We start from the raw sequence: 20,830 nt of genomic DNA on the forward strand, positions 1-20,830 counted from the left end.
AAGTCACGCACGGATGCAGGTGTCAGCCGGCATCCAGAACCTAGGAGGAACTGATGCCGGTTGCCGACGATATGAGTCCGAGCCCATGGAGCCGATGGGCGCTCCGATGGGGCGTGCCGAGTGCGGTCGTCGCCCTGGTCAGCGTGTGGGTACTGGAGCCCGCAAGCCTTGTCGCCGCGGTCATTGCGACCGGGGTGGCGCTGACGGCGCTCCTGGTCTTCGTCGGCACGATGCCCCGCCGGCGGCCGTGGGCCGAGCAGCGGTCGCGCAGGGCCGCCGACGAGTAGAAGCCTCCAGCGAGGGCGGCCGGTGCGCCGCCGACCCGGGAACTCGGGTGGTGTGCCCGGATATGTGATCGTCCGGCCCGCCCCGAGGGCGATCCCGGAGGCATTCACGAACCCCTGATGTTGCGTATTGAGCTTTCAATATGTAGATTGATTGCATCGCTGGCGGAGCTCCGAGTCCTCGCCGCACAAACCCCTTACTTTCTGGAGTCCTTCCATGCTTACTGTCGTTCACGAGGTAGAGGTAGATGCCGCCCTCCTCGCCTACCGGCGCTGCGGTGCTGACGTCTGGCTGACCCTGGTGGACCTCACCACCGACTTGATGCACCTGGCCAGCCACATGCGCGCCGATGCCGAACGCTGCCTCGACGGCGACGCGAGGGCGCGCCTCGACGAACGGCCCCTGGCCGCGATGCCGAACCTCGCCCCCTCCGTCGCGCCGATCCACAACACGGACGATACGGCCGCTGCGGACCACCTTTTCGACGTGTACGTGCACGCCAGCGACGCCGCTGCCGCCCTCCGCGTGCACATGGCGGACCACCCCTACCCCACCTTCTCGAAGGCGCTGTACGTGCTGCTCAACGATCTGCGCGCCTACGCACACGGCCTCGGCTTCGACTTCGACGACGTCATGCGCGCGGCATCACAGGCCCACCGAGTCGACCAGCACAAGGCGAAGTAGCCCGCACCCCTCCCCCGGCGGCAACGCCGCGTTGCCTCCCCGACGCATATCCCGCCCGAAAGGAACTTCACCATGACCACCTCCCGAGTTCCCGCCCCGGATCGATTCGGCCGCGGCTCCATATGCATGCACCTCGACCGCGGCCAGCACCCCGCCACGCGAGTGCCGCTGCTGGATTCCGATCTCGACAACCCGTCCGCGGTCTGCGGAGGGTGCGCCAACAAGGTGCTCAAGCAGCTCCCCACCGGTGGGGAGCGTCTCAAGTGCGGTCTCCTTCCTCGTGGAAGTCGCGGACTGCGCGGTCCCGATCTGCGCGACTCCATGCCCGCGTGCGTGAAGTACGCCGCCGCGTCCGGTGCCTCGCCCACCACCTGACCGACCAGACCACTGCGCATGCAGAAGGCACCGGGTGTGGGCGCGTCGGAACAACCGACCCCACACCCGCCGCGGGCCCATCCCTCCCGGCCGCGGAGCCGGTGCAGGGCCGGCCGACCTGTCGCGACATCCCGCCGACCCGCGTACGGCACGGATCGCCCTCCCTAACCCTCGCCTCAGCACACCCACGCCCCAGGAAGCCCCATGTCCACTGCACCCACCACCGCCGTGGTGGCCGAGGTCGTTGAGCAAGCCCTCGCCCACAGCGCCCGCAACTGCACCGACGCGAGCTGCGCCCGGCACGCCGGCACTACCGACTGTCCCCCGATCACCGTCAGCCGCAGCCCCGGCTCCGTCCTCGGCGAAGCAGTCGCAGAGGCCTGGCACGCCGCCGGTGGCAGCCGGCTCGACATCCCCGCAGGGGTCGTCGCCGCGCTCGCCCTGTGGCCGCGGAAGTCCCCCGGCGCCGAGGCCGCCGACATGATCGCCGCGTACATCGCCGCGCAGCCCCCACGTGTCCTGGTCCGCGGTCTCGCCGACAGCGCCAACTACTACTACCGCCTTCGCCCCGATCTGTGGACCACCGCCCGCCCGCTGTTCGACTGGACCAGGGAGGACCTGCACAGCACCCACCTGGCGGGTGTGCGCGCCGTGGCCCTGGCCGCGCTGCGCCACGGGGTCCTCCAGCACACGGGAGACACTGACCCCGCCGAGCGGTCCCGGATCGACCTCATGTCCTGGGTCATCACGAGCCTGCGCCACCACCATTCCCGGCGCAGCCTCGGCGAGTACCACACCCCGCCCGACATCAGCAATCTGATCGCCACGGTGCTGGCCGACGAGGGCAGCGCGGGAACGCGACCCCATCAGCGCGGGGAGTGGGCACTCGAGCCGGCCGCTGGAACCGGAGGACTCTTCCGCTCCGCCGCGCAGAATCTGCGCAGCCACGGCGAGAACCCGGCAGAGCGGGGCTGGGTCATGCTCGAACTCGACCCCCTGGCCGCCGCCGGAGCCGCCGTCAACACCCTTATCTGGGAGCTGGGCCCCCGCGCGTTCGTCGGCTGCGGAGACGTCCTCGCACAGCCTGACCTGGCCGAGGACACCCTCGCCCAGGCGCGCGCCCTGGCGCGCCACCGCGACCACGTCATGAGTCTGATCCGCTTCGCGATCGCCACACGCACCACCGCTCAGCTTCTGGATGCCCTCACGGCCATCAGGTAGCCGCGCCACCCGACCCGCGCCCGCAGGCGGGGCGAGTCTGAGAAGCCATGACAGAGACCCCCGACAAGGAGCCCGTCCGGCTCCGGCCCAGACCCGCCCCGCCCGCGTTCACCCCCGAAGATGGACGAAGCAGTGACCCACACCGACCCACGACGGGCGCAGGCCGCCCGTGCGCGTCGCGCTCGCCTCCAGGCAGCCGCCGACGAACGCAACCGACTCATCGCCCTCCTCATCGACGGCGGGCAGACCACGCAGACCGCCATCACCGCCGTCGACCGCATGATCATCGCCCTACGGGACGCCGACGCGGTCCGTCTGGAGAACGCGGCCATGACCTACGGCGGTGACCGCGGCGTGAAGTACGCGGCCGACGGGGCCGACTGGCTTCGCGCCCACCGCCACGCGGCGCCCGTCTCCGAAGGCGCTCCCGGGCGCGCCCCGCGGCACAACATGCGCTTCCTGCTCGCTCAGCATCCCGGCAGCATGCGCGAGCCGGTCCTGTGCCGAGTCACCCGAACCACGGGCGGCACCGTGCACTGGCGCGAAGGGATCAGCCCCGACGGCACCGGCGGCACACCACAACGCGCACCGGCCTCTGCCTTCTCCGACCGCGTCCTGTACTGGATCGAGGAGCAGCTGTGAACCCCCGCGACGGCCACGCCCCCATGTCCGGCTGCCAGCCCGCCTTCGGCCGGCACCGCGGCTATCCACCGCGCTACGGGTGGCTCCGCAAGGTCTACGACGCCCTCCTCCAGGACCAAGCCGCCCTGCGCCGCCCCGACGCGACCGTCGGGCTCGGCGTCGGCAAGAGCATGGTCCCGTCCATGGCCTTCTGGTCCCAGGCCTTCGGATTGGCCGCCCGCAACGGTCAGGACCTGGTGCCCACGCAACGCGCCCACTGGCTCCTGGACGAGGAGACTGGGGCCGACCCGTACCTTGAGCTCGACGCCACCTTGTGGCTGCTGCACTGGTGGCTGGTGAGCGCCGAGCCCTGCCACGTGCCGACTTGGCGGTATCTCTTCGGGCACTCCCCGTTCATCCGGTCCAGCCGCGTGGAGCTGCAGGGGCGCCTGGCGGCCGCCGCAGAAGCGGCCAACCTCAAGGCGCCGGCCCGGTCGGTGCTCGCCTCGGACCTCGCCTGCCTGGTGAGCATGTACGCGCCCGGTGACCACACCGCCGCGAACATCGAGGACGAGCTGTCCAACCCGTTCCGCGCCCTGCATCTGCTCGAATCCGAGCCGCCGGGAGACCGCTCAGCCGACCGAAGCCATCTCGTGGCACTCTGCCGCACGGCCGGCCGGCACTGCCCCGACGCCCTACTCGCGTACGCGAGCCTCGACTTCGCGGCCCGGGCCGCAGGTCCCGCGGCTGGCTCCGTGAGTCTTTCCCGGCTCGCGGCCGATCCCCTCGGGCCCGGCCGGCTCCTGCTCGCTGGCACCGCCGAGCTCCGCCGCGCCCTGAACGAGGTGGCCGCCCGTCATGCGGGTCTGGCCGTCGTAGAGACGGGCGACGGGCAGGAGACGCTCGTCTACTCGCGTCGGCCCGCAGTCCTCGCCACTGAAGTTCTCGCCGACGTCTTCCCCTCGCTGCGGCCAGCCACCGGCCGCGCCGAGGCTGCGCCTCTCTGAACCTCTGGGGCAGCCCTGCGCGGTCGCCGTATCCGACAGCGATCCGGTCGTCGGGACAGCCCGTCGGTGCGCGGTGGCGATGTTGCCGGCATCTGACCATCGGACGCTCGCCTGACGGCCCGGTCCCGGCAGGCGGAGCGACGTACGAGGGCCAGCCCGGCTAGATGTTGTGTATCTAGCTTTCTTTATGTATTGTCGTTGCTGTTGCCGGCGCTCGCCCCTCGGCTTGAGCGCCCCCCGCATCCCCTACCGATGAGACAGCCCAGGAGACCTACATGCGCATCAAGACCGGCGAGCAGCACCAGGGTTGGACCGTGGTCCACCAGGCACGGCGCGAGTGGCGCGGCTCCTTCCAGGGCGTGTGGCTCGGTGTGGAGGAGTCCACGGGGCACTGGATGGTCGGCCGCCAGCACGACGGCCAGTCGATGGACGACGGCTTCGACGCGGACGGCAACTGGTCGACGTCCCAGCACTTCCGTGAGGACAACGAGTACCTGAACATGCGCCGGGCTCTGGCCACCTACGAGGAGGAGGCCCTGAACACCGACAACGTCTGGACCACGATGTGGGGTCAGTACGCCCACGAGGCCGTCGCCCGGCACCTCGCGCATCGCGTTCCGTTCCCCGCGCCGGTCAAGCTCGCGGCCGGGTGGATCGGGCGCGGCCTGACCGACCACAACCCGCCGTGCGGGTCGACGATCCCGCTCGACGGGCCGGTCGCCAAGTACGAGCTGATCCGCTACCTCCAGGGCCAGACCCGGTTCGACGAGATCGTGGCGGAGCCGGGCTCGGTCTCCGAGCAGGAGGCGTACCAGCGAATCATCAAGGCGACGGGCCCGGTCCTGGTCGTGTGCCGCGGGGTGCACTTCTACCTGAGCAAGTGATCCGTGAGGTACGGGCGCGGGGTTCCCGCGCCCGTACCTCCGGCCGCAAGCCATCAGCTGCCACCCGACGCGTACTCCGAAGGCGAGGACACCACTTCCCCCCTGGAGAGGTGGAGACAAGATGGACCACAAGAACCTCACCGGCCACGACGGCACCGTTCATGAGGGCCTGCTCAACAGCCACACCGGCTTCCTGGTTGACCTGGCCTGCGAGGCGGGCCGGTACTCGGTCGTCCGCCCCTACGAGAAACTCGACCCGGCACGCCTGACCGACTCCCCGCTGTCCTGTCCTGCGTGCATCGCGGCAAGCTCCCCTGCCTCGGCGCAGTTGCACCGCGAATGCATGGCCTACCAGTACGCCGAAGGCGTCGTCGCCCTTGCCGACCGCCGCAAGGCCCCGCCTGCCCAGGACGACGAAGGGCTGCGGCTGGCCTTCCTGGCGCTCGCGGAGGAGAACCCACCGCCCCGGAGCCTGTACCCGCTGATCAGGGAGCACGTGACCGACAGGCTGACCGATCGTGCTCTGGCCGTGCCGAAAGGGGTCCCGCAGGTCCTCGTGCCCTACAAGCGGTACACCGGCGGCACAGTCCAGGCCCCCGTTGGCCCCGGGGACCGCCTCATGCACTACAGCGCGGCCGGCGGGTACTTCCAGTACGTCTGGGTCGACGGGCTCGCGGAGACTCCAGACGGAGTCGTCGTCACCGTGCGCGAGAAGGGCCGGTGTCCGGTCACGTACTCCGCACATGAGATCGGTCGGCGGTACTCGAAGCTCGACTGGTCGCCGCTGCCTTCGGAAGGCGCCATCGAGCGCTGATCGAAGCTGACGGGCACGGCCTGCCCATCACCCAACCGGGCAGGCTGTGCCCGCACCGCCGCACCTGCTCGCGCTCGTTCTCCCGTTCCAGGCCCGCCGACGGCCGCTGAGCTCATGCTCGCCACCGCATCGGCCCATGTTCGCCTGCCCGTCGCACGGGAGCGGCTCCTCTAGGCGCCCCTGTCCCGCTGAGCGCCCCCCAATCCCCAGGCCGCTGCGCGCCCGGCGGGCGGCCGCGTCCTCGCCCAACCCTGAAAGTCCCGCACGATGACCATCGACCGTCCGCACGTCGCCAACCTGGCCTTTTCCGACCCCTCCCGACCCCAACCCGGCCGGGTCAACGACGAGGAGGCCGACCGCTCGGAGAACGCGGTCCTGACCGCATATCTCTTTCATCTGACGTCTCAAGGGCACCAGGTCCAGCGGCACCGTGTCGTCACCGATCCCGTCCTGGCGTCCACTGATCTCTTCGACGCGACCGCCCACGAGCTGGTGATGGCCTGCCACCGTTCCCACTACCTCGCGCTCATCGCAGCGCTCGGAGTGCTCAGCGACTGCGCGCGGTTCTTCGGCCCGGCCCGCCGAGCGCTGCTGCTCACCGCGGAGCCGGGCCCGGTCGCACGGAAGTTCCTCTCGCACCACGAGATCGTCGCGATCTGGCCCGATGGTGAGTCCTTCGCACGCGCCGACCCGGCAGCCGAGGCAGGCAGGGCATGAGCCGCCAGAAGTTTGGGCCACCGTCGACGAAGGCGCAGGGGCGCGCCTGGCGCGCCGCGGGTCTCCTCGTCGACGTCGCCGGGCGCGCACTGCCGACCACGGCGCAGCCCTGTGCCTCCTGCGACGGCGAAGACCTCGGCGACACCTGCCCGGGCTCCCTGCCCTGCCGCTCGTGCGGAGCCGTGCCGCAACAGCGGTGCCGGCGGCCGAGCGGACACACCGCCGAGCAGTGGCATGTCCGACGCGTGCGCGCCGCCGACCTGGAAGACCAGCGCCGCGAGGAATCCGGCGACACCACGCTGCCCGCCCGCTGGGCGCACGCCCGGCCGAGCGACGGCCCCACCCCAAGGAGCACGATGACCACCCACCCGTACACGAGCGCCGCGGGCGCCTCCCCTTCGGGCAGGACGCCCCGCAGCCCGGGCCGGCCGCATGCGGTCGCAGCCTCGACACCCCGGATCACCCCAGCGCAGCGCCGCGCCCTCCTCGCCGGAGCCAAGGACCCGCTCGGACTGCTGCCCAAGTCCGTCAACCTGCGGACCCTGGAGGCTCTCGCCGGCGCAGGCTACGTCGGCCTGGACCAGAGCCGTGATGTGCTTCGCGGACGGGAGGCTACGCGAGAGCAGCTGGACGTCTGGGGCGGGGCGCTGACCGAGGACGGCTGGCAGCGGGCCCGCGTCGAGGGCGCGGGCAGGTTCCGGATCGTCGTCGTCGGCTGCGGAAAGGCCAAGCAGGACCGCCGCGTGACCGCTGGGGCCATGTATGTCGGCACCTTCCACGGCTCCTGCAGGGAGACGGCCAAGGCCCTGCTCCAGGACGGCGGCCGGCTCTACATCCTGTCCGCCGCCCACGGGCTTCTCGACCTGTCCACGGAGATCGACCCGTACGACATCACGGTAGGGGACCCCGGCAGCGTCAGCGCGGACTTCGTGCAGGCGCAGGTCCGGGCCCGCGGCATCGAATCGGCGGATGTGACGGTGCTGGCCGGGAGCAAGTACGTCGCCCTCGCACGGCAGTCATGGCCGGCCCTCGATGCCCCACTCGCCGGAGCCGCTGGCATTGGCGAGATGAAGCAGCGCCTTTCCCAGATCCGTCTCGCCGCCCGGGCCGCAGCCAGGCAGGAGCGGTGAGCGCGCCGCTCGCACCGCCTCCGGCGCAGTGGGAGTCCATGGCCGCCGGCCGCGCCGATGGCTGGGCTCAGCGGTGGAACGGCGGTGTGCCGACGTGGCGTCACACTTCGCAGGGTGGCTTCGACCGGCGGCGCTACGAAGTGGTCGAGCTGGCGGAAGCGCCGGCCCGGGAGTACATCCAGGCCAATCACTACTTGGCGGGGTGGCCGGCGGCCGTCCACCGGTTCGGGCTGCTGGACCTCCAGGCCGCAACGGGTGAAGGCGGGCAGGTGGTCGACGGTCAGCTGCTGGTGGGGGTCGTCGTCCTGGGCGTCCCGATGAGCCGTCGTGCTCTGACCAAGGCGTTCCCTTCGTTGGAGCCGTACAGGGAGGCTCTGGAGATGTCCAGGGTGTGCTTGTCCCCGTCGGTGGCGAGCAACGGCGAGAGCTTCGCGGTGGCCGGCGCCCTGCGTCTGGCCGCCGGCCACGGTGTCCGGGGAGTGGTCACCTACGCAGATCCTGTCGCACGGCTGCGGACCCTGCCGGACGGGCGCACGACCGGCTCGCCCCGGGGGCATCTCGGGATCATCTACCAGGCTCTTTCCGCGGTCTACACGGGCCGCAGCGCGGCGAGGACGGTCACCGTGCTGCCGGATGGCCAGGTGCTCCCGGCGCGGTCGATCGCGAAGTTCGTCACCGGAGACCGCGGTGCCGACGGGTTCGAGCGGCGCATCGTCGCCCTGGGCGCCTCGGAGCGCCCTGCGGGAGCCGACCGCCGAGCCTGGCTGGCCGCCGCACTGGAGCAGATCGGAGCCCGGCGCCAGCGGCACCCCGGAACTCATCGCTATGTCCTGCCGGTTGGCCGTACTCGGGCCGAGCGGTCCAGAGCGGTGTTCGGCATGCCCGCACTCCCGTACCCGAAGTGGGCAGACGCCTGGCCTCACAAGCAGAATGTTGTGTAATGGGTTTTCAATATGTATTGTTGTGGATGTGATCGAGCGGCACCTTCGCTCTCACACACCACCATCTTGGAACCTCACCCAGAGGAACGACCGTGGACAAGCCCCTCCCCGAGCGCAAGGCTGCTCGCTTCGCCGCAGCGCTCGAATCCGGCGTCAACATGACCCCCGCACGCGAATGCACCCTCGCAGACCGAGCCGAGTGGGCCCGCGAGGCGCTGAGGGCGTACAGCAGGCAGGCGCCCAAGGCCCTGTTGCCCGTTCCCGAGCTGGCCGAGCGGGTACGGCTGGGTGTGCTGGCAGCCGAGGCCATGGCCCGGAACGTTTTCGGCGACCCCTGTGAGCAGGTGGTGGACGACCAGGAGAGCGCCGATCGCGTGATCGGCGATCTGATCGCCCAGGTCTTCTGCCTGACGGACGAGCGGGTCACCCCCTACGAGCTCCACCAGGCCGCCGAGGGGCTCCGCAGCGAGGCGTACCCCGTAAAGCTCGACGTCCTGTGCGCCGTCGCCGCCGCTGGTGCTGAACGCGAGGCCGCCATGCTCGCGGCGCTCATGGACGCGGCGGAGTCCTTCGGGTGCGACGTCCCCGGCATGATCGACAGCGCCCACGCCTACTTCGAAGTCCTCAAGGCCGAGGACGAGGAGGCCGGGCCGTCGCCCGTCTGAACCGCGCCGCGAGCGAAGCGCGGCATTGGTGACCGCGCTCCGCTCCCGGTGGGGCCGTAACGCCTTCCTCAGCCTCTACAGCCGCCGTCTCCCGCACGGCCGGAACACCCCCTCGACGTCGCCCGCAACGAGGCCACCGCCGAGGCCCAGAGCGGCCTCTACATGCCCAGACGAGAGCGGTGAAGCACCGAGCCCCACAGCCGCATGGGGATTCGACCTCGCCCGCAGGTTCGAGATCGCCCCTGGTCGGACTTCACTGCGGCCGGCCGCGCCGCCACACCGCACGCCTGCATTTGCCCCCGGCTGGACGCGGACCACCGGCCGGCGCCCACCACACAGGAAGAGACCCATGGACACCATGCCCCCGGACACACGTGCCCAGCAGCACTGGTACCTCGCAACCCTCGGACACGAGGCGCTGTTGCGAGAGCTCGCTCCACTGAGCCTCCCCGCCTCCGCCTCCCACGACCCACTCTCCCTCGCCGGACGTTGCCTGATCGCCGACCCGATCGGCTACCCCGAGGCGCACCAGGCTGCGGAACGCGTCCTGGCCCCGCTGCACGCCGCCCAGACGTTCACCACCACCGTCCCGGACGAGGACAACCCCGTGGAGCACACCGGCATCGTGCCGATCCTGGAGGAGCGCCAGGCCGGAGCCGTCACCGGCTGGTACGCCGAACTCCTCCTCTTCGAGCACAGCGCGCTGCTCAACAGGGCCGCCTACCGCCTGTCCCGGATGCCTGGAGACCGGACCTGGATCGTCGACAGCGACTTCCAGCCCAGTGGCCACCCCGGGACACTGCGCCCCTTCGGCTCCCGGCGCCCGGGCGGCGGCAAGCGGACCCTCCTTCCGCCGTTCGTCGCCGAGCTCGACCGCCTCATCACGCAGGGGCCCAGGAGCGCGGCGTGACCCTGTACGGCATCCCGCCCGCCGGAATGCGCCGCGCCATGGCGCCGGAAAGCGGGCGGGACCACGCCCACGCCATCGCCGATGCCGCGCACGCCTGGTGGGTGACCAACCGCGGAGGTTCCAGCGGCCGCGCCGTCGCGGTGGGCACCCTCGCCTCGCTCGCCCTCTCCGCCCCTTCGCGGGCGGAGGGCCCGGACTACGGCCCTCTCCTGCTTCCCCTCGACGACGCACAACTCGTTGACGCGCTTCGCGCGTGCTGGAACTCGTTCTGGACCTACGACCCGGACCTGACCGAAGCCGCTCGCCCCCTCCACGACTGGCTCTCCCGCCCCGCCGACTCCGACGTCCAGGGCCTGTCCGACTACGCCCGGGTCCTCGTACGCGCAGGGCTGCTGGAGTACTGCTCCGACATCGCCCGCGCCCAGTCGGACGATGTCCTTGGCCTGCTCATCACTCGCATGCGCAGCTACAGCGAACGGCAGTCGACCGGCGAGTTCTTCACCCCGGCCGTCGCTACCGACTTCATGGGCGACGTGGTGTTGTCTTCCGACCGCCGGCCCGGGGACCTGTTTCTCGAGCCGTCCGCCGGAACGGGGACGATGGCCCGATCTGCCGCCGCCACGATGCGGTTCCTCGGCACCGACCCGGCCGCCTACCGCTGGTGGCTGAACGACCTCGACCCGCTCAACGCCGCTTGCTGCGCCGTGAACGCCCAACTGTGGCGCCTGGGACGGCAGGTGACTGTCTCCTGTGGCGACGCCCTGAGGCACTCCCGCCTCCTGGAGGAGGCCGTACGGGAGCGCGCCGCCCGGGCCGTCGCCGAGCAGGAGGCGCGGCCCGTGCTGTACCCCACCAGGACCCGCCCGCCGTTCTGGCCGTGGCAGTCCGTTCCGCCCTCCTGACCCGTCCGGCGGCCGTGCCGCCTCGCGGCCGGCCGCGGTTCTCCCCCCACTTCCCCCTGCTCGAAAAGGAGCCCTTCGTATGGCCATCAACACCGCGCCGCCGCCCGCCATCGCCACCGTGGTCCCCGACCCCGAGGGGCACGGGACGGTCCTGCGGATCGTCTACGCCCACCACCTGGACGGTGAGTCCCTGGCCCTCCAGCTGTTTCACCGCTACGTCCACCGCTGGCAGGCCGGCACCGGCCTGCCGGCCGAGATCACCCGCGCCGAGGTCATGGACCTCCTCGGCGCGCAGGGCGCTGACTGTGCCGAGGGCTGGCACTCCTCCGCGAACGAGCCCACCGAGGAGGCCTCTGACGAGGCGTGGCAGTGGGTCCGCACGCAGGTGTCCCGCCTGTTCCCCGGCTTGTCCTGGAGAGTCGAACCCGACCGGCGCCTGAACATTCCCGGGGTCGACGACGACAAGGTCGCCGACATCATGCTCCGGGCCCGCCCTCTGGCATCGGACGTGACCAGCCCCGCGACCATGTTCGATCCCGCGCTCACCTACTACGCGGACGGGACACATGTGATCATGCGGGCCCGGGGGACGGAACGCTCCGGGTACACCTTCGGTATGGCGGACGGTGCCGCCGCGTACGCCTTCCAGGCCGTTCGCTGGGACGACGGCGGTGCCGACCTCATCGCCCCGCACGTGCTGCACCGCTTCGAGAACCGGGCCAGGGACCAGGACGCGTCCTAGAAAGCACAGCGTCGGTCCTTCGCCGCGCTGGTGGCCGACTACCTGGACTGACCTGAGGACGGTCGTGGCGGGAGCACTTGGACACGCGCTCCCGCCGGCCCATCGGTCTCGGATCGCACCGACAACTTCGATGTTGCGTATTGGGTTTTCAATATGTACTGTCGTTGTGTCGCCCGGTGCTTGATGCCCGCGACCTCCAACTCCTCGCATCCAGATAGGGATGACATGTACCCGAACATGCCCGAGCTGTCGGAATCCGAGCTCTTGGCGATCGCGGCACGGGCCGCCAAGCGAACCCCGGTCGCGCCGAACGACATCCTCATCCTCACCGAGCTCCAGCTGAAGCTCTACCGGGATCTGCACAGCGCTGTCAGGCAGACGGTCCAGCCGCCGGTCCCGGCTGAGGTTCCCTCGGCATCCTTCGAGCGGGTGCGGGGCGCCATCGACGCCATCCTCGCCGAGGAAGAAGAGTTGGCCGTCTTCCGGCAGATGTACGACCACCTGGCGAACGCGGCACTGGGTGACCAGCGGGTGGCGGATCACCTGCTGGAGCTCTCCGGCATGCAGCGCGGCCCGGGCGGCGGGTTCGTCAAGCGCATGCTGCGCTTCGCGGGGACCGACGCGTATCCGAACACGGTGCAGATGCTCGTGGTCGACTTCCTGAAAACTGCGGACGAGCAGACGCTGCGAGCAGTATTCGCCCAGCTCGCGGGCATGGAGTGGGCGCTCGATCCGGACGACAGGCACCAGCGGACGATCTTGGACACGCCGGACTTCGTCGGCGACATCGACGACGAGATCCACCGGTTCCGCGAGCTGGGGCTGGTCCCCGGGGAGGCCGCACCGGGGCGCAGCCTCACCCGCACGGACGACGAGGCCTGGAACACCCCCGACGAGCACCGCATTCGTACCTGGCGGCGCCGTTATGTGGAGGCCCACAGGCAGAGCCTGGAATGGGCCCGGGCGAAGACGGAGGTCTACCGCCGCGAGCGTGAACGGCTCGCGCCCTACGGGCATCCGGACGGTCTGGAGGCGGCCGTGGTGACGCAGATGCGGCAGGAAGCCGACCGAGCCGCCTCCGCCCGCCTCTTCCAGATCGGCGACTCCCTCGGGCAGATGGCGCTGCGCCGCGTCGTGCGGCGGGCGGAGAAGAAGACGACCCCGTTCGATCCCGCCCACCTTCCCTCCTCGCGCGGGATGCTGTTCCTGGACGCCCCTCTCGCTCTGCCCAACGGCCGACGCATCATCGGCTACGTGTGGGGCCCGTGGTCGCCCCGGGCTGAGGAAGGCTGGTTCCTTCTGCGGCCCGACCGGCTTCTGGAGCCGGTGGAGACCCCGTGCGATGACGCCCCCTGGACGTGGGTCACTGCTCTGACGTGCGACGAGGCGCTGCTGTCACTGCCGTTCTCGCCGTACGAGACCCTTCTGGCGCGCCCCGGCGAGATCCTGGATCCCGAGACCCGCCTTCGCAACCCGGACGCCCCTGAGCGGTACCGGAGCGGATGGGGCCGCCAGGGCAACCAGGAGTTGATGCTCCGCCACGTGCGGGCGCTGTGGGAGCTGCTGACCCAGCACAAGCGGTCCACGGTGCGGGTCCTGGCCCACCAAGTCCACCAGCTCAAGCCCAGCAAGCGTGAGGCCGAGCGGCGGCGGGGCATCTCCGACTCCGGCCGGGTCGAGAACTGGTGGGTGGACCCGGACGCGGGTGAGCGCTTCCGGGAGCAGCAGCCGAGCGCACCGCGCGAGGGCGGAACCGGCCGCACGCTGACGGTCCGTTACTGGAGGGACGAGCACGAGCGGCAGCAGTGCCCGAACTCCCACCTCCACGCCGCGCTGGAAACGGAGAAGGCCGGTAGCTGCCCGCACTACGAGATCACCATCCCCGAGCACCCCGTCGGCCCCGTCGACGCTCCATGGTCCGACCGGCTGCGCCGCGTCCGTCTCCGTCCCTCCGCGCCGCGCCGGAGCGGTGCCAACGCCTAGCAGTCGCCTGTGGCCGGGTGGGCCTACCGCCCGGCCACAGGCCCCCCGCCCGTGCGACGTCACACAGACCCCGCCGTCTTCAGCCAGGGAGAACCATGTCCGACCACCCCCGTCCCCGCGCCGCCCAGCAGCACCGCTGCGCGCCGCTCCACACCGTCTACGGCCTGGTGGCTCTGCTCGCCGGCTGCGGACTCTTGATGGAGCAGCCCCTGATGTGGCTGTTCGTCGTCCCGCTCGCCGTCCTCGTCGTCCAAACGCGCGGGCTCGCCCAGCGCCGAGCCCGCAACGCCCTCCGCAGGCGGGATGAGCGCAAGGCCGCGGCCTCCGCCCGAAGGGCGTGGGGCGCTGTCGCAGCTGCTCTGGACGCCGCCTTGGTGACGTGTGCCTTCGCCGTGTGCACCGTGCTGCTGAGCGGCCACGGCGACCTCCTCGTCCTGCGCGGACGAGCAGCGGACTACCTGGCCTTGGCCGCAGGGACGACGTTCGCCGGCCTGCACTCCCTCGCACACTGCATGTCCGCCCGGGCCCCCAAGACGCCGCAGCCCGATGCGTAACAAGCCACCCCGCTCCGTGCCGGTGATCCCGGCACGCCCTTCCCCAAGACCCCCGAGGAGACCTCGTGCTGCACTTCGACCCCGCCACCACGAGCGGCTCGGCAGTGGCGTCCCTGTTCCGCGTCTGGTGCTCTCTCCGCGACGCCGATCCCGGGCGCAGGCCAGCGGCCGCGGAGCTCGCCGGCGCCGTGGAGGAGATGTTCGCTGACCTCGGCCTGGACCTGGACGGGCCCCCAGCGCAGGTCCAACCGCCTGGCTCAGCAGAGGTGTTCACGGTCTTCGGTCTGAAGTACGACCACGCCGACGCGCTGCTGATCGCCGGTGTCGTTCCCGGCGAGCACGCCCCGTCCGCTGTCGAACTCGACGGCGACGAGTTTCGCTTCAGCCGGTGGGTCGACACCTTCCACGCCGAGTCCGGGGATGCGGCCGCCAGGGCAGCGCGAGCGCAGGTCGAGAGAGGGGACTGCTGAGCTACCCCCCAAGCGTGTTGCGCATTGGGCATTCAATGTGTAATGTGATGGCACGTCGGGTCCGGCGCAACCGCCCAGACCCGAACCACTCCCTTCTTCTTCCTCCAGTTCAGGAGACGACTGTGCCCACCCGTGTCGTGACCCGCACCCGCACCTCCGATCGCCGAGTGCCCAGTGAGCGCGGCCTCCGGACCCGGCAGAAGCTCATGGACGCAACGATCGAGCTCCTCGCCACCCGGTCCTACCGCGAGGTCAGGGTCGTGGACATCGCCAAGCAGGTGGGGACGTCGCCCGCGACGTTCTACCAGTACTTCCCCGACGTCGAGGGCGTCGTCCTCGAAGCGTCGCGGCTCCTGGTCAAGGAGACGACGGCAGCGCTCGACGACTTCGCGGACGGCTCCTGGACCTCGGACGGTCTGGCCGGTGCCATCCGGCTCGTGGAGGCCGTGCTCGACGGCTGGAGCAATCACCTGCCGGTCATGCGGGTGTTGAACGCCCTCGCGGCCGAAGGGGAGCCCCGCTTCGTCAAGGCTTACTACGCGAACACGGGGCCCGTCCTCAAGGTCCTCACGGCGGCCGCCCAGTCCACGACATCCAGCGCGGAGAGCAAGGAACTGGTCCACGCCCTCGTCACCGGGTTCGCGGCCGCCGCCGGACACGAGAACGCCGGGAACGTCCGCGGGCTGAGCAAGGACCAGCGGCGCCAGGGACTCGCACGCCTCGTACACGCCGTCGTGGCCACCACCGCCTAGTACCCACGCTCCGCCACCGCCCAGGCCGCCACTCCAGGGAGAACCACCGTGATCCAGCCAGCCTCGCTCGCCATCGGCTTCGGCCTCGGCGTCCTCAGCGTCCTGCTCCGCGCCCTGGTGCTGCGCATCCGGCCGCGTCGCACCCCGCTTCCCCTCTCCATCGCCACACCGAGCCCCGCGCTCGTCACCGCCATGTCTCAGGCCGTCGCCGAGCACTACCCGAACCTCGGGGGGTTCGCCTACGCCGCCGTCAGCGTCTTCGAGCGCAACTCGCCGGATAGCACGGTGTACCTCTACCCGGCACGCGGCCCCCACCGCGGCTCCATACGTCTGGACCGCAGGGATCCAAGCAGCCCTGGTGGCAAGGCCGCTCGGCTGCTGACGGAGATGACCTTGCCTCACGTCGGAGTCCTGGTCATCCCGCTCGCCACGCACTGAACCAGCCCTCGCCGCCCCGAGCCCGCTGCGGGGCGGCGTCCAACCGGCCCCCGTGCACGCCAGCCCGTGCAGGCCAACCCTTCCCATCACCGATCCGCGACCCGTCAGCGAGGAACCATGACCACTCCTTCCGGCCAGATGTTCAAGTACGGAGGCTGGGTGTTCGACATCGACCGGGCCATGAGCCTCCTGGAGGAGCGGCCCCGGTCCGTCGTGCAGACCTCCGTAGCCGACTGGTCAGCCGCCTACCACCTGAGCCTGCTCAGGCCGGACTACGACGGCCCGTCCTGGTGCCCGATCTTCGGCCCGGACCAGTCCCACTTCAGCGTCGAACACGCCATGCGCACCGACCTCGACCAGCCGGTGATCATCGCCACCCTGGAGTTCGAGAGCGGCCCGGCTGGCCTGCTGATCGACGGCGTGCACCGCATGTACCGGGCGATGGTCGAAGGCCGCCCGGTACTCCCCGCGCACGTCCTGACCGTCGCCGAAACCGCGACGATCCGCGTGCACTGACGCCACCGTCCTACTCTCGGGAGTCCCCTTGACCTCCATCGGCACCGCCCGTCACTTCCAGCCCCACGGCACGCCCGGCCACGTCTGCCGCGACCACAACCGGGCAGTCCTGGCCCCGGCCGTCGCCGTCGAGGCCCTCCGCCAGGGCCTCGGGCCCGACCTGACCGACGCCCAGCTCGACCAGTGCGCGGAGATCGCGGAGCGCAACCCGCTGTCCGACACCTCCCGCGCCGCCGTCCGTACAGCGCTGGGACCTGCCTTGTCCGTTGAGAACTCACCGGCGACCGTGCACCAGAAGCTGTTCAACCTCTTGCCGGGACACCCTCTCCGCGTGCGCATCGGCGAAACGGAGTACTTCCTGGTCCCCATCCCCATCACGCTGTGAGTCGCCCTGCCGAAACACAGACCGGGCACCGGCGAGTTCGATACGGTCTCAACGCCAGGAACGGAGTTACCGATGACCGCTGCAAGTGACGCCCCCTCCCTCGTCGACGTGCGAAACGCTCTGCGAAACGCAGGTCTGCGCCACGCCGAGGACTGCCCGGGCTTGCCCATGGTGGGGGATGCAGAAACGTGGGTCTCCAACGAGGAGGTCATCCTCAAGATCGCCGTGGCACCTGAGGAGCGCCCGGGCGCTGATGCTCTCCCAGCGCGCGTCCACCATGCCCTTCAGGCATGCGGACTAGACCTGGGTACGACGGCCCGATGCGATGGCACTTCGGACAGCAGGTCACCAGCCGCCGCCCTGGCTTCAGGAGACGCCGTATCCGTCGTCTTCAGCCCCTGACCGCCGCCGGCAGTAGGACACGCCCCGCGTCAGCGTGGGAACACCTCGGCCCGTTCCGGGCAGCGGCGCAGGGCTGAACCTTCGTCGATGCACCGCAGGCGACGAGCGGCCTGAATCAGGCGGCTCCCCCAACGTGTCCGGTCCCGGCCGGACACGTTTTGGCATGATCCCCCTCGACCGAGATCCGGTATCTGACAAGGGGGAAGCCATGTCCGTGCGCCCGCGCCACACCCTTCCGACCATGCTCCTGGCCGGCGCGTTCCTGATCTCCGGCTGCGCCGGCTCCGACAGCGAGCCCAAGGCCGACAGGCAGGCGGCGAGCAGCACGCCCTCCGCACGGCCGTCGCCCACCACGATGCTGCCGGACGGCATTGTGAAGCCGGGAACGCCGCTGGCAGTCGGTGACGGGGCGTGGACGGTGACGCTGCAGGGCTTCGAGCGACTGCCGGCCGGAGCCGTGCCCGGCGTGCCGGCCGGCTCGAGCGCGTACACGGCACGGGTGACCGTGGCCAACCAGCGGGCGCAGATCGCGACAGCGCCGCGAACCGCCGTCACCGCCCGCTACGGCGCTCTCGGGCGCACGGTTGCCGAGGCCGGCGACGGCAGCACGGCCTCCGCCGAGGACGACCCGCAGCAGGTGCGCCCCAACGGGTCCGTGGACAGGGACGTGAAGCTCGTGCTTCCCGACCAGGCTCAGGGCCTGCCGGTCACGGTGACCGTGGAGGCGACCGAGGAGGGGCTCGCCGAGCCGGAGCTGCTGTTCTTCGAGGGCGCCCTGCCGGGCAGTGCCGCCGCCCCGGACCCGCAGGTGCCGCAGGGCGCGCCGGCCGGGCAGTCGGTCACGTCGCTGGGGCAGTGGAACGGCCACGTGCGCGTGGGCAAGGTGACCGTGAGCGGGGAGGGCGCCTCGCGCACCGGGAGCCTGGAGCTCAGCGTGGTCAACCGGTCCGGAGACCCGATGCCCGGCCTGGGCACCACCCTGCGGATCCTGACGGGCCAGGACCTGCACCTGGCCGCCACCATCCGTCCGGTGTACGGGTACCGCGACGCCGCGATCGCCCCGTACCGCACCGCCACGCAGATGGTCTCCTTCCGCGTCCCGGGGACGGCCGTCGGCGGCCCGGTGACGGTCGAGGCAGTCGACGCTGGCGGCTCGAAGGCCACCTTCGAGGGCACGCTCGGCTGAAGGGAGCCCGCAGAAAGTTCGGGCGGAGTGTCACACCGGCGGCCTCGGCCACACCTGTAGCAGGTGAACGGTGCCTTCTCCGACCCGAACAGGACTCCCTTACATGGCCCCTCGCCTCCTGGCCGCTGGCCTCGTGCTCGCCGGAGCGGTCGCTGCCTCCGCCTGCGGCCCGCTCACCGTCCCCGGTTCCACGGCCGATGCCGCGCCCGCTCACGCTCCGGCTGCTGCCGGAGGCGGATCCGCGCTGAGCCAGCTGAATGCCCTGGTGGTGCGGGCGCAGATTCCTCTCACCGGCTACAGCCGCGACGCCTTCGGACCGGCGTGGAGCGATGCCGGCACGGTCGAGATGTCGCGGAATTCATGTCCGACGCGTCAGGATGTCCTGGCCCGCGACTTGGACGACGTCGTCCGGGCCGAGGACGGCTGCACTGTTCTCTCTGGCGTTCTGCACGACCGGTACACGGGCCGGACGATCGACTTCAAGCGCGGCCCCGGTACGTCCAGGGCCGTGCAGATCGACCACATTGTGCCCCTCGCGCTCGGGTGGCAGTCGGGGGCTCGGGAGCTGAGTGCCGAGCAGAGGCTGAACTACGCGAATGACCCCGAGAATCTGATTGCCACGGGTGGTCCGACGAACGCTGGCAAGGGCGCCAAGGACGCCGCCGCGTGGATGCCTCCGCGGGCCGAGGCCCACTGCTGGTACGCGACCGCGCAGGTCCGCGTGAAGACCAAGTACCGCCTGTCGGTCACGCCGGCGGAGAAGTCGGCGCTGCGCACCGCGTTGGAATCCTGCCCGGCCGAGGCGGGTCGGCGATGAGGCCGGCCGCGCAGCCGCAGCCCTTCGGCGCCGACCAGGACCGGTGGACCCACGCCGTCCGGGAGGCCGCCAGGCTCCATCACGCCGTGCGTGCCGGGCTGGCCGGGCAGATCTCGGCTCCGGCCGCCGAGCGGGCCGCCATGGAGGCGCTGCTGCTGATACGGGAGCGGACCCGGGGCGGCTGGCTGCGCTGGGACATCTTCGGGCCGCATCCCGAGGGTGGGCTGCGCGAGGCGGGTGTCTTCGACCCGGAGCAGCACCGGCTGGGGCGCTGGGTGTGCCGAAGCGTATGGGGACGTCGCCCTCCCCAGTACATCTGGATGCTGGGGGGCCTGGAGCTTCCCCGCCCTCTCCCGGTCGGCCGGACCGCGATGTTCACCCTGGCCGCCTTCGCCGCTCTGGGCCCGGCGACCTCCCTGCTGCCGGCGACCACCGGTCTCCTCGCGGCCGGCGCTGTCGGCGTGGCCGCGGCCGCCGGACTGCCGGCGGCCGTCCGGAGCCTCACCCGGCGCCGCGTGCGCGTGATCGAGAACGGCGAGGAGTACGCGGCGGTCTTCTTCCGGCTGCTGGCCGACGAGCAGCGCCTGCGCAAGCTCGCCGAGCGCAGCGGGCACTACGAGCTGGCGCGCGCGGCGGCGGTGCTGCCGCGGCTGGTGTGGGACGCGGCCGGCCTGGTGCCGCTGGCGGCGGACGACGGGGAAGCCCGTGCCCTTCTCCTGGGATACGCGCAGTCGCTCGCGCTCCTGGTCGAACAGGCCGTCGAGGTCGGACGGCGGGAGGAAGCGGTGGAGTCGGCGATCCGAGACGACCGCGCGGCCGTGGTGCCGGCCAGGCCGGCGCTGCCGGAAGGGCTGCTGCCCCGGCAACTGCTGGACGACGCACGGCTGGAACTGGAGGAGCTGGGAGAGGGACTGCTCCATGCCCAGGAGGTCCTGGGCAGGGCTCACGACGACCGAACTCAGCCTGTAAGGAGCGGAGAGAGCGATGAGTGAGTACGAGCGGGCCGACCGGCGCATCCCGTGGCGGGAGACGAACCCGGATGCCTACGCCGAACTGAAGCGCACCTGGGGGGTGATCGGGCACAGCAGCGTCCTGATGGTGCTCAGCCTGAGCCTGATCGGCACGTCGCTGACGCTGGGCTACCTGCATTGGCCGGGGTGGTTGGAGACCTCCGCGCGCCTGGGCGCCAGCGGCGCGGCGGTCGGCTGCGGTGCGGTCGGCCTGTGGCGGCTGGTCCGTGCCCTGTTCCGGTCGGTGCGGGCAGTCGTGCGCACGCGCCGACGCGGCGCCGACGGCGAGGCGCAGGGGGAGGCCGTCGAGGAGTCCGTACCCGCGGCAGTTCCGGCGGAGGGGTCGTCTTGAACGGGAAGGGAACGCCGTGTTCAGGTTCGAGAGCTTCGCGGTCGGGTTCGCCATCGGCGCCGTGGCC

26 protein-coding genes are annotated in these 20,830 nt (G+C 71.1%); all 26 read left to right on the forward strand.

The features are described from left to right. Window positions 1–53 precede the first annotated feature (53 nt). The 26 genes from ACZ5PB_RS11590 to ACZ5PB_RS11715 all read left to right on the forward strand — a co-directional run bounded on the left by ACZ5PB_RS11590 (window position 54) and on the right by ACZ5PB_RS11715 (window position 20,763). Window positions 54–287 (forward strand): hypothetical protein, encoded by a 234-nt coding sequence (locus tag ACZ5PB_RS11590; RefSeq protein WP_468690030.1) that lies wholly within the window; start codon window positions 54–56, stop codon window positions 285–287. A gap of 214 nt (window positions 288–501) precedes the next feature. Further along, window positions 502–969 (forward strand): hypothetical protein, encoded by a 468-nt coding sequence (locus ACZ5PB_RS11595; protein ID WP_468690032.1) that lies wholly within the window; start codon window positions 502–504, stop codon window positions 967–969. 72 nt (window positions 970–1,041) lie between these two features. Beyond that, window positions 1,042–1,344, forward strand: coding sequence for a hypothetical protein (locus tag ACZ5PB_RS11600; protein WP_468690034.1), 303 nt, complete (start codon window positions 1,042–1,044; stop codon window positions 1,342–1,344). A 204-nt stretch (window positions 1,345–1,548) separates the two neighbouring features. After that, window positions 1,549–2,565, forward strand: a complete 1,017-nt coding sequence (locus ACZ5PB_RS11605) for an N-6 DNA methylase (protein WP_468690036.1) — start codon at window positions 1,549–1,551, stop codon at window positions 2,563–2,565. A 120-nt stretch (window positions 2,566–2,685) separates the two neighbouring features. Next, a complete protein-coding gene (locus ACZ5PB_RS11610; protein WP_468690038.1) occupies window positions 2,686–3,207 on the forward strand; it encodes a hypothetical protein in 522 nt (173 codons plus the stop codon). Next, window positions 3,204–4,193 carry a DUF4007 family protein gene (locus ACZ5PB_RS11615; RefSeq protein WP_468690040.1) on the forward strand — a complete coding sequence of 330 codons (990 nt, stop codon included), beginning with the start codon at window positions 3,204–3,206 and terminating at the stop codon, window positions 4,191–4,193. Before ACZ5PB_RS11610 ends, ACZ5PB_RS11615 begins: the two co-directional genes overlap by 4 nt. Window positions 4,194–4,468: 275 nt before the next feature. After that, window positions 4,469–5,077: a hypothetical protein gene (locus ACZ5PB_RS11620; RefSeq protein ID WP_468690041.1), complete on the forward strand. Its 609-nt coding sequence runs from the start codon at window positions 4,469–4,471 to the stop codon at window positions 5,075–5,077. A gap of 121 nt (window positions 5,078–5,198) precedes the next feature. Then, window positions 5,199–5,891 (forward strand): hypothetical protein, encoded by a 693-nt coding sequence (locus tag ACZ5PB_RS11625; RefSeq protein WP_468690043.1) that lies wholly within the window; start codon window positions 5,199–5,201, stop codon window positions 5,889–5,891. A gap of 267 nt (window positions 5,892–6,158) precedes the next feature. After that, window positions 6,159–6,608, forward strand: a complete 450-nt coding sequence (locus ACZ5PB_RS11630; RefSeq protein ID WP_468690045.1) for a hypothetical protein — start codon at window positions 6,159–6,161, stop codon at window positions 6,606–6,608. After that, complete coding sequence (locus ACZ5PB_RS11635; protein WP_468690047.1) at window positions 6,605–7,738, forward strand: DUF6884 domain-containing protein; 1,134 nt, start codon at window positions 6,605–6,607, stop codon at window positions 7,736–7,738. Before ACZ5PB_RS11630 ends, ACZ5PB_RS11635 begins: the two co-directional genes overlap by 4 nt. Beyond that, on the forward strand, window positions 7,735–8,679 hold the full coding sequence (locus tag ACZ5PB_RS11640) for a Mom family adenine methylcarbamoylation protein (protein WP_468690049.1): 945 nt from the start codon (window positions 7,735–7,737) through the stop codon (window positions 8,677–8,679). The genes ACZ5PB_RS11635 and ACZ5PB_RS11640 overlap by 4 nt, the downstream gene beginning before the upstream one ends. A 92-nt stretch (window positions 8,680–8,771) precedes the next feature. Beyond that, on the forward strand, window positions 8,772–9,344 hold the full coding sequence (locus ACZ5PB_RS11645) for a hypothetical protein (RefSeq protein ID WP_468690051.1): 573 nt from the start codon (window positions 8,772–8,774) through the stop codon (window positions 9,342–9,344). A gap of 349 nt (window positions 9,345–9,693) precedes the next feature. Next, on the forward strand, window positions 9,694–10,254 hold the full coding sequence (locus tag ACZ5PB_RS11650; RefSeq protein WP_468690053.1) for a hypothetical protein: 561 nt from the start codon (window positions 9,694–9,696) through the stop codon (window positions 10,252–10,254). Beyond that, the gene (locus ACZ5PB_RS11655) at window positions 10,251–11,156 is read left to right on the forward strand and encodes a DNA methyltransferase family protein (RefSeq protein ID WP_468690055.1); all 906 of its coding nucleotides are present in this window, start codon (window positions 10,251–10,253) and stop codon (window positions 11,154–11,156) included. Before ACZ5PB_RS11650 ends, ACZ5PB_RS11655 begins: the two co-directional genes overlap by 4 nt. 79 nt (window positions 11,157–11,235) lie before the next feature. Then, window positions 11,236–11,898, forward strand: coding sequence for a hypothetical protein (locus ACZ5PB_RS11660; RefSeq protein ID WP_468690057.1), 663 nt, complete (start codon window positions 11,236–11,238; stop codon window positions 11,896–11,898). A gap of 237 nt (window positions 11,899–12,135) precedes the next feature. After that, the gene (locus ACZ5PB_RS11665) at window positions 12,136–13,881 is read left to right on the forward strand and encodes a hypothetical protein (protein WP_468690059.1); all 1,746 of its coding nucleotides are present in this window, start codon (window positions 12,136–12,138) and stop codon (window positions 13,879–13,881) included. Between the two features lie 95 nt (window positions 13,882–13,976). After that, the gene (locus ACZ5PB_RS11670; protein ID WP_358476147.1) at window positions 13,977–14,435 is read left to right on the forward strand and encodes a hypothetical protein; all 459 of its coding nucleotides are present in this window, start codon (window positions 13,977–13,979) and stop codon (window positions 14,433–14,435) included. 65 nt (window positions 14,436–14,500) lie between these two features. Further along, window positions 14,501–14,905: a hypothetical protein gene (locus ACZ5PB_RS11675; protein WP_468690061.1), complete on the forward strand. Its 405-nt coding sequence runs from the start codon at window positions 14,501–14,503 to the stop codon at window positions 14,903–14,905. 206 nt (window positions 14,906–15,111) lie between these two features. Then, complete coding sequence (locus ACZ5PB_RS11680; protein WP_468690063.1) at window positions 15,112–15,657, forward strand: TetR/AcrR family transcriptional regulator; 546 nt, start codon at window positions 15,112–15,114, stop codon at window positions 15,655–15,657. A 48-nt stretch (window positions 15,658–15,705) separates the two neighbouring features. Beyond that, window positions 15,706–16,095 carry a hypothetical protein gene (locus ACZ5PB_RS11685; protein WP_468690065.1) on the forward strand — a complete coding sequence of 130 codons (390 nt, stop codon included), beginning with the start codon at window positions 15,706–15,708 and terminating at the stop codon, window positions 16,093–16,095. 117 nt (window positions 16,096–16,212) lie between these two features. Then, complete coding sequence (locus ACZ5PB_RS11690) at window positions 16,213–16,611, forward strand: hypothetical protein (protein ID WP_468690066.1); 399 nt, start codon at window positions 16,213–16,215, stop codon at window positions 16,609–16,611. Between the two features lie 28 nt (window positions 16,612–16,639). Next, entirely contained in the window at window positions 16,640–16,996 is a 357-nt protein-coding gene (locus ACZ5PB_RS11695; RefSeq protein WP_468690068.1) for a hypothetical protein, read from the forward strand. A gap of 610 nt (window positions 16,997–17,606) precedes the next feature. Next, the gene (locus ACZ5PB_RS11700; RefSeq protein WP_468690070.1) at window positions 17,607–18,584 is read left to right on the forward strand and encodes a hypothetical protein; all 978 of its coding nucleotides are present in this window, start codon (window positions 17,607–17,609) and stop codon (window positions 18,582–18,584) included. 103 nt (window positions 18,585–18,687) lie between these two features. Continuing rightward, a complete protein-coding gene (locus ACZ5PB_RS11705) occupies window positions 18,688–19,401 on the forward strand; it encodes an HNH endonuclease family protein (protein ID WP_468690072.1) in 714 nt (237 codons plus the stop codon). After that, the gene (locus ACZ5PB_RS11710; RefSeq protein WP_468690074.1) at window positions 19,398–20,393 is read left to right on the forward strand and encodes a hypothetical protein; all 996 of its coding nucleotides are present in this window, start codon (window positions 19,398–19,400) and stop codon (window positions 20,391–20,393) included. The genes ACZ5PB_RS11705 and ACZ5PB_RS11710 overlap by 4 nt, the downstream gene beginning before the upstream one ends. Next, the gene (locus ACZ5PB_RS11715) at window positions 20,386–20,763 is read left to right on the forward strand and encodes a hypothetical protein (protein ID WP_468690077.1); all 378 of its coding nucleotides are present in this window, start codon (window positions 20,386–20,388) and stop codon (window positions 20,761–20,763) included. Before ACZ5PB_RS11710 ends, ACZ5PB_RS11715 begins: the two co-directional genes overlap by 8 nt. Window positions 20,764–20,830 lie beyond the last annotated feature (67 nt).

Source organism: Streptomyces sp. NPDC032721, assembly GCF_055579625.1.

Excerpts from the sequence above, each read along its gene's own strand:
- ACZ5PB_RS11650 (WP_468690053.1), top strand. The coding sequence starts at position 9,694 with ATGGACACCATGCCCCCGGACACACGTGCCCAGCAGCACTGGTACCTC.
- ACZ5PB_RS11635 (WP_468690047.1), top strand. The coding sequence starts at position 6,605 with ATGAGCCGCCAGAAGTTTGGGCCACCGTCGACGAAGGCGCAGGGGCGC.
- ACZ5PB_RS11670 (WP_358476147.1), top strand. The coding sequence starts at position 13,977 with ATGTCCGACCACCCCCGTCCCCGCGCCGCCCAGCAGCACCGCTGCGCG.
- ACZ5PB_RS11590 (WP_468690030.1), top strand. The coding sequence starts at position 54 with ATGCCGGTTGCCGACGATATGAGTCCGAGCCCATGGAGCCGATGGGCG.
- ACZ5PB_RS11690 (WP_468690066.1), top strand. The coding sequence starts at position 16,213 with ATGACCACTCCTTCCGGCCAGATGTTCAAGTACGGAGGCTGGGTGTTC.
- ACZ5PB_RS11660 (WP_468690057.1), top strand. The coding sequence starts at position 11,236 with ATGGCCATCAACACCGCGCCGCCGCCCGCCATCGCCACCGTGGTCCCC.
- ACZ5PB_RS11600 (WP_468690034.1), top strand. The coding sequence starts at position 1,042 with ATGACCACCTCCCGAGTTCCCGCCCCGGATCGATTCGGCCGCGGCTCC.
- ACZ5PB_RS11680 (WP_468690063.1), top strand. The coding sequence starts at position 15,112 with ATGGACGCAACGATCGAGCTCCTCGCCACCCGGTCCTACCGCGAGGTC.
- ACZ5PB_RS11620 (WP_468690041.1), top strand. The coding sequence starts at position 4,469 with ATGCGCATCAAGACCGGCGAGCAGCACCAGGGTTGGACCGTGGTCCAC.
- ACZ5PB_RS11630 (WP_468690045.1), top strand. The coding sequence starts at position 6,159 with ATGACCATCGACCGTCCGCACGTCGCCAACCTGGCCTTTTCCGACCCC.
- ACZ5PB_RS11605 (WP_468690036.1), top strand. The coding sequence starts at position 1,549 with ATGTCCACTGCACCCACCACCGCCGTGGTGGCCGAGGTCGTTGAGCAA.
- ACZ5PB_RS11705 (WP_468690072.1), top strand. The coding sequence starts at position 18,688 with ATGGCCCCTCGCCTCCTGGCCGCTGGCCTCGTGCTCGCCGGAGCGGTC.
- ACZ5PB_RS11710 (WP_468690074.1), top strand. The coding sequence starts at position 19,398 with ATGAGGCCGGCCGCGCAGCCGCAGCCCTTCGGCGCCGACCAGGACCGG.
- ACZ5PB_RS11610 (WP_468690038.1), top strand. The coding sequence starts at position 2,686 with ATGGACGAAGCAGTGACCCACACCGACCCACGACGGGCGCAGGCCGCC.
- ACZ5PB_RS11595 (WP_468690032.1), top strand. The coding sequence starts at position 502 with ATGCTTACTGTCGTTCACGAGGTAGAGGTAGATGCCGCCCTCCTCGCC.
- ACZ5PB_RS11665 (WP_468690059.1), top strand. The coding sequence starts at position 12,136 with ATGCCCGAGCTGTCGGAATCCGAGCTCTTGGCGATCGCGGCACGGGCC.
- ACZ5PB_RS11625 (WP_468690043.1), top strand. The coding sequence starts at position 5,199 with ATGGACCACAAGAACCTCACCGGCCACGACGGCACCGTTCATGAGGGC.
- ACZ5PB_RS11715 (WP_468690077.1), top strand. The coding sequence starts at position 20,386 with ATGAGTGAGTACGAGCGGGCCGACCGGCGCATCCCGTGGCGGGAGACG.
- ACZ5PB_RS11700 (WP_468690070.1), top strand. The coding sequence starts at position 17,607 with ATGTCCGTGCGCCCGCGCCACACCCTTCCGACCATGCTCCTGGCCGGC.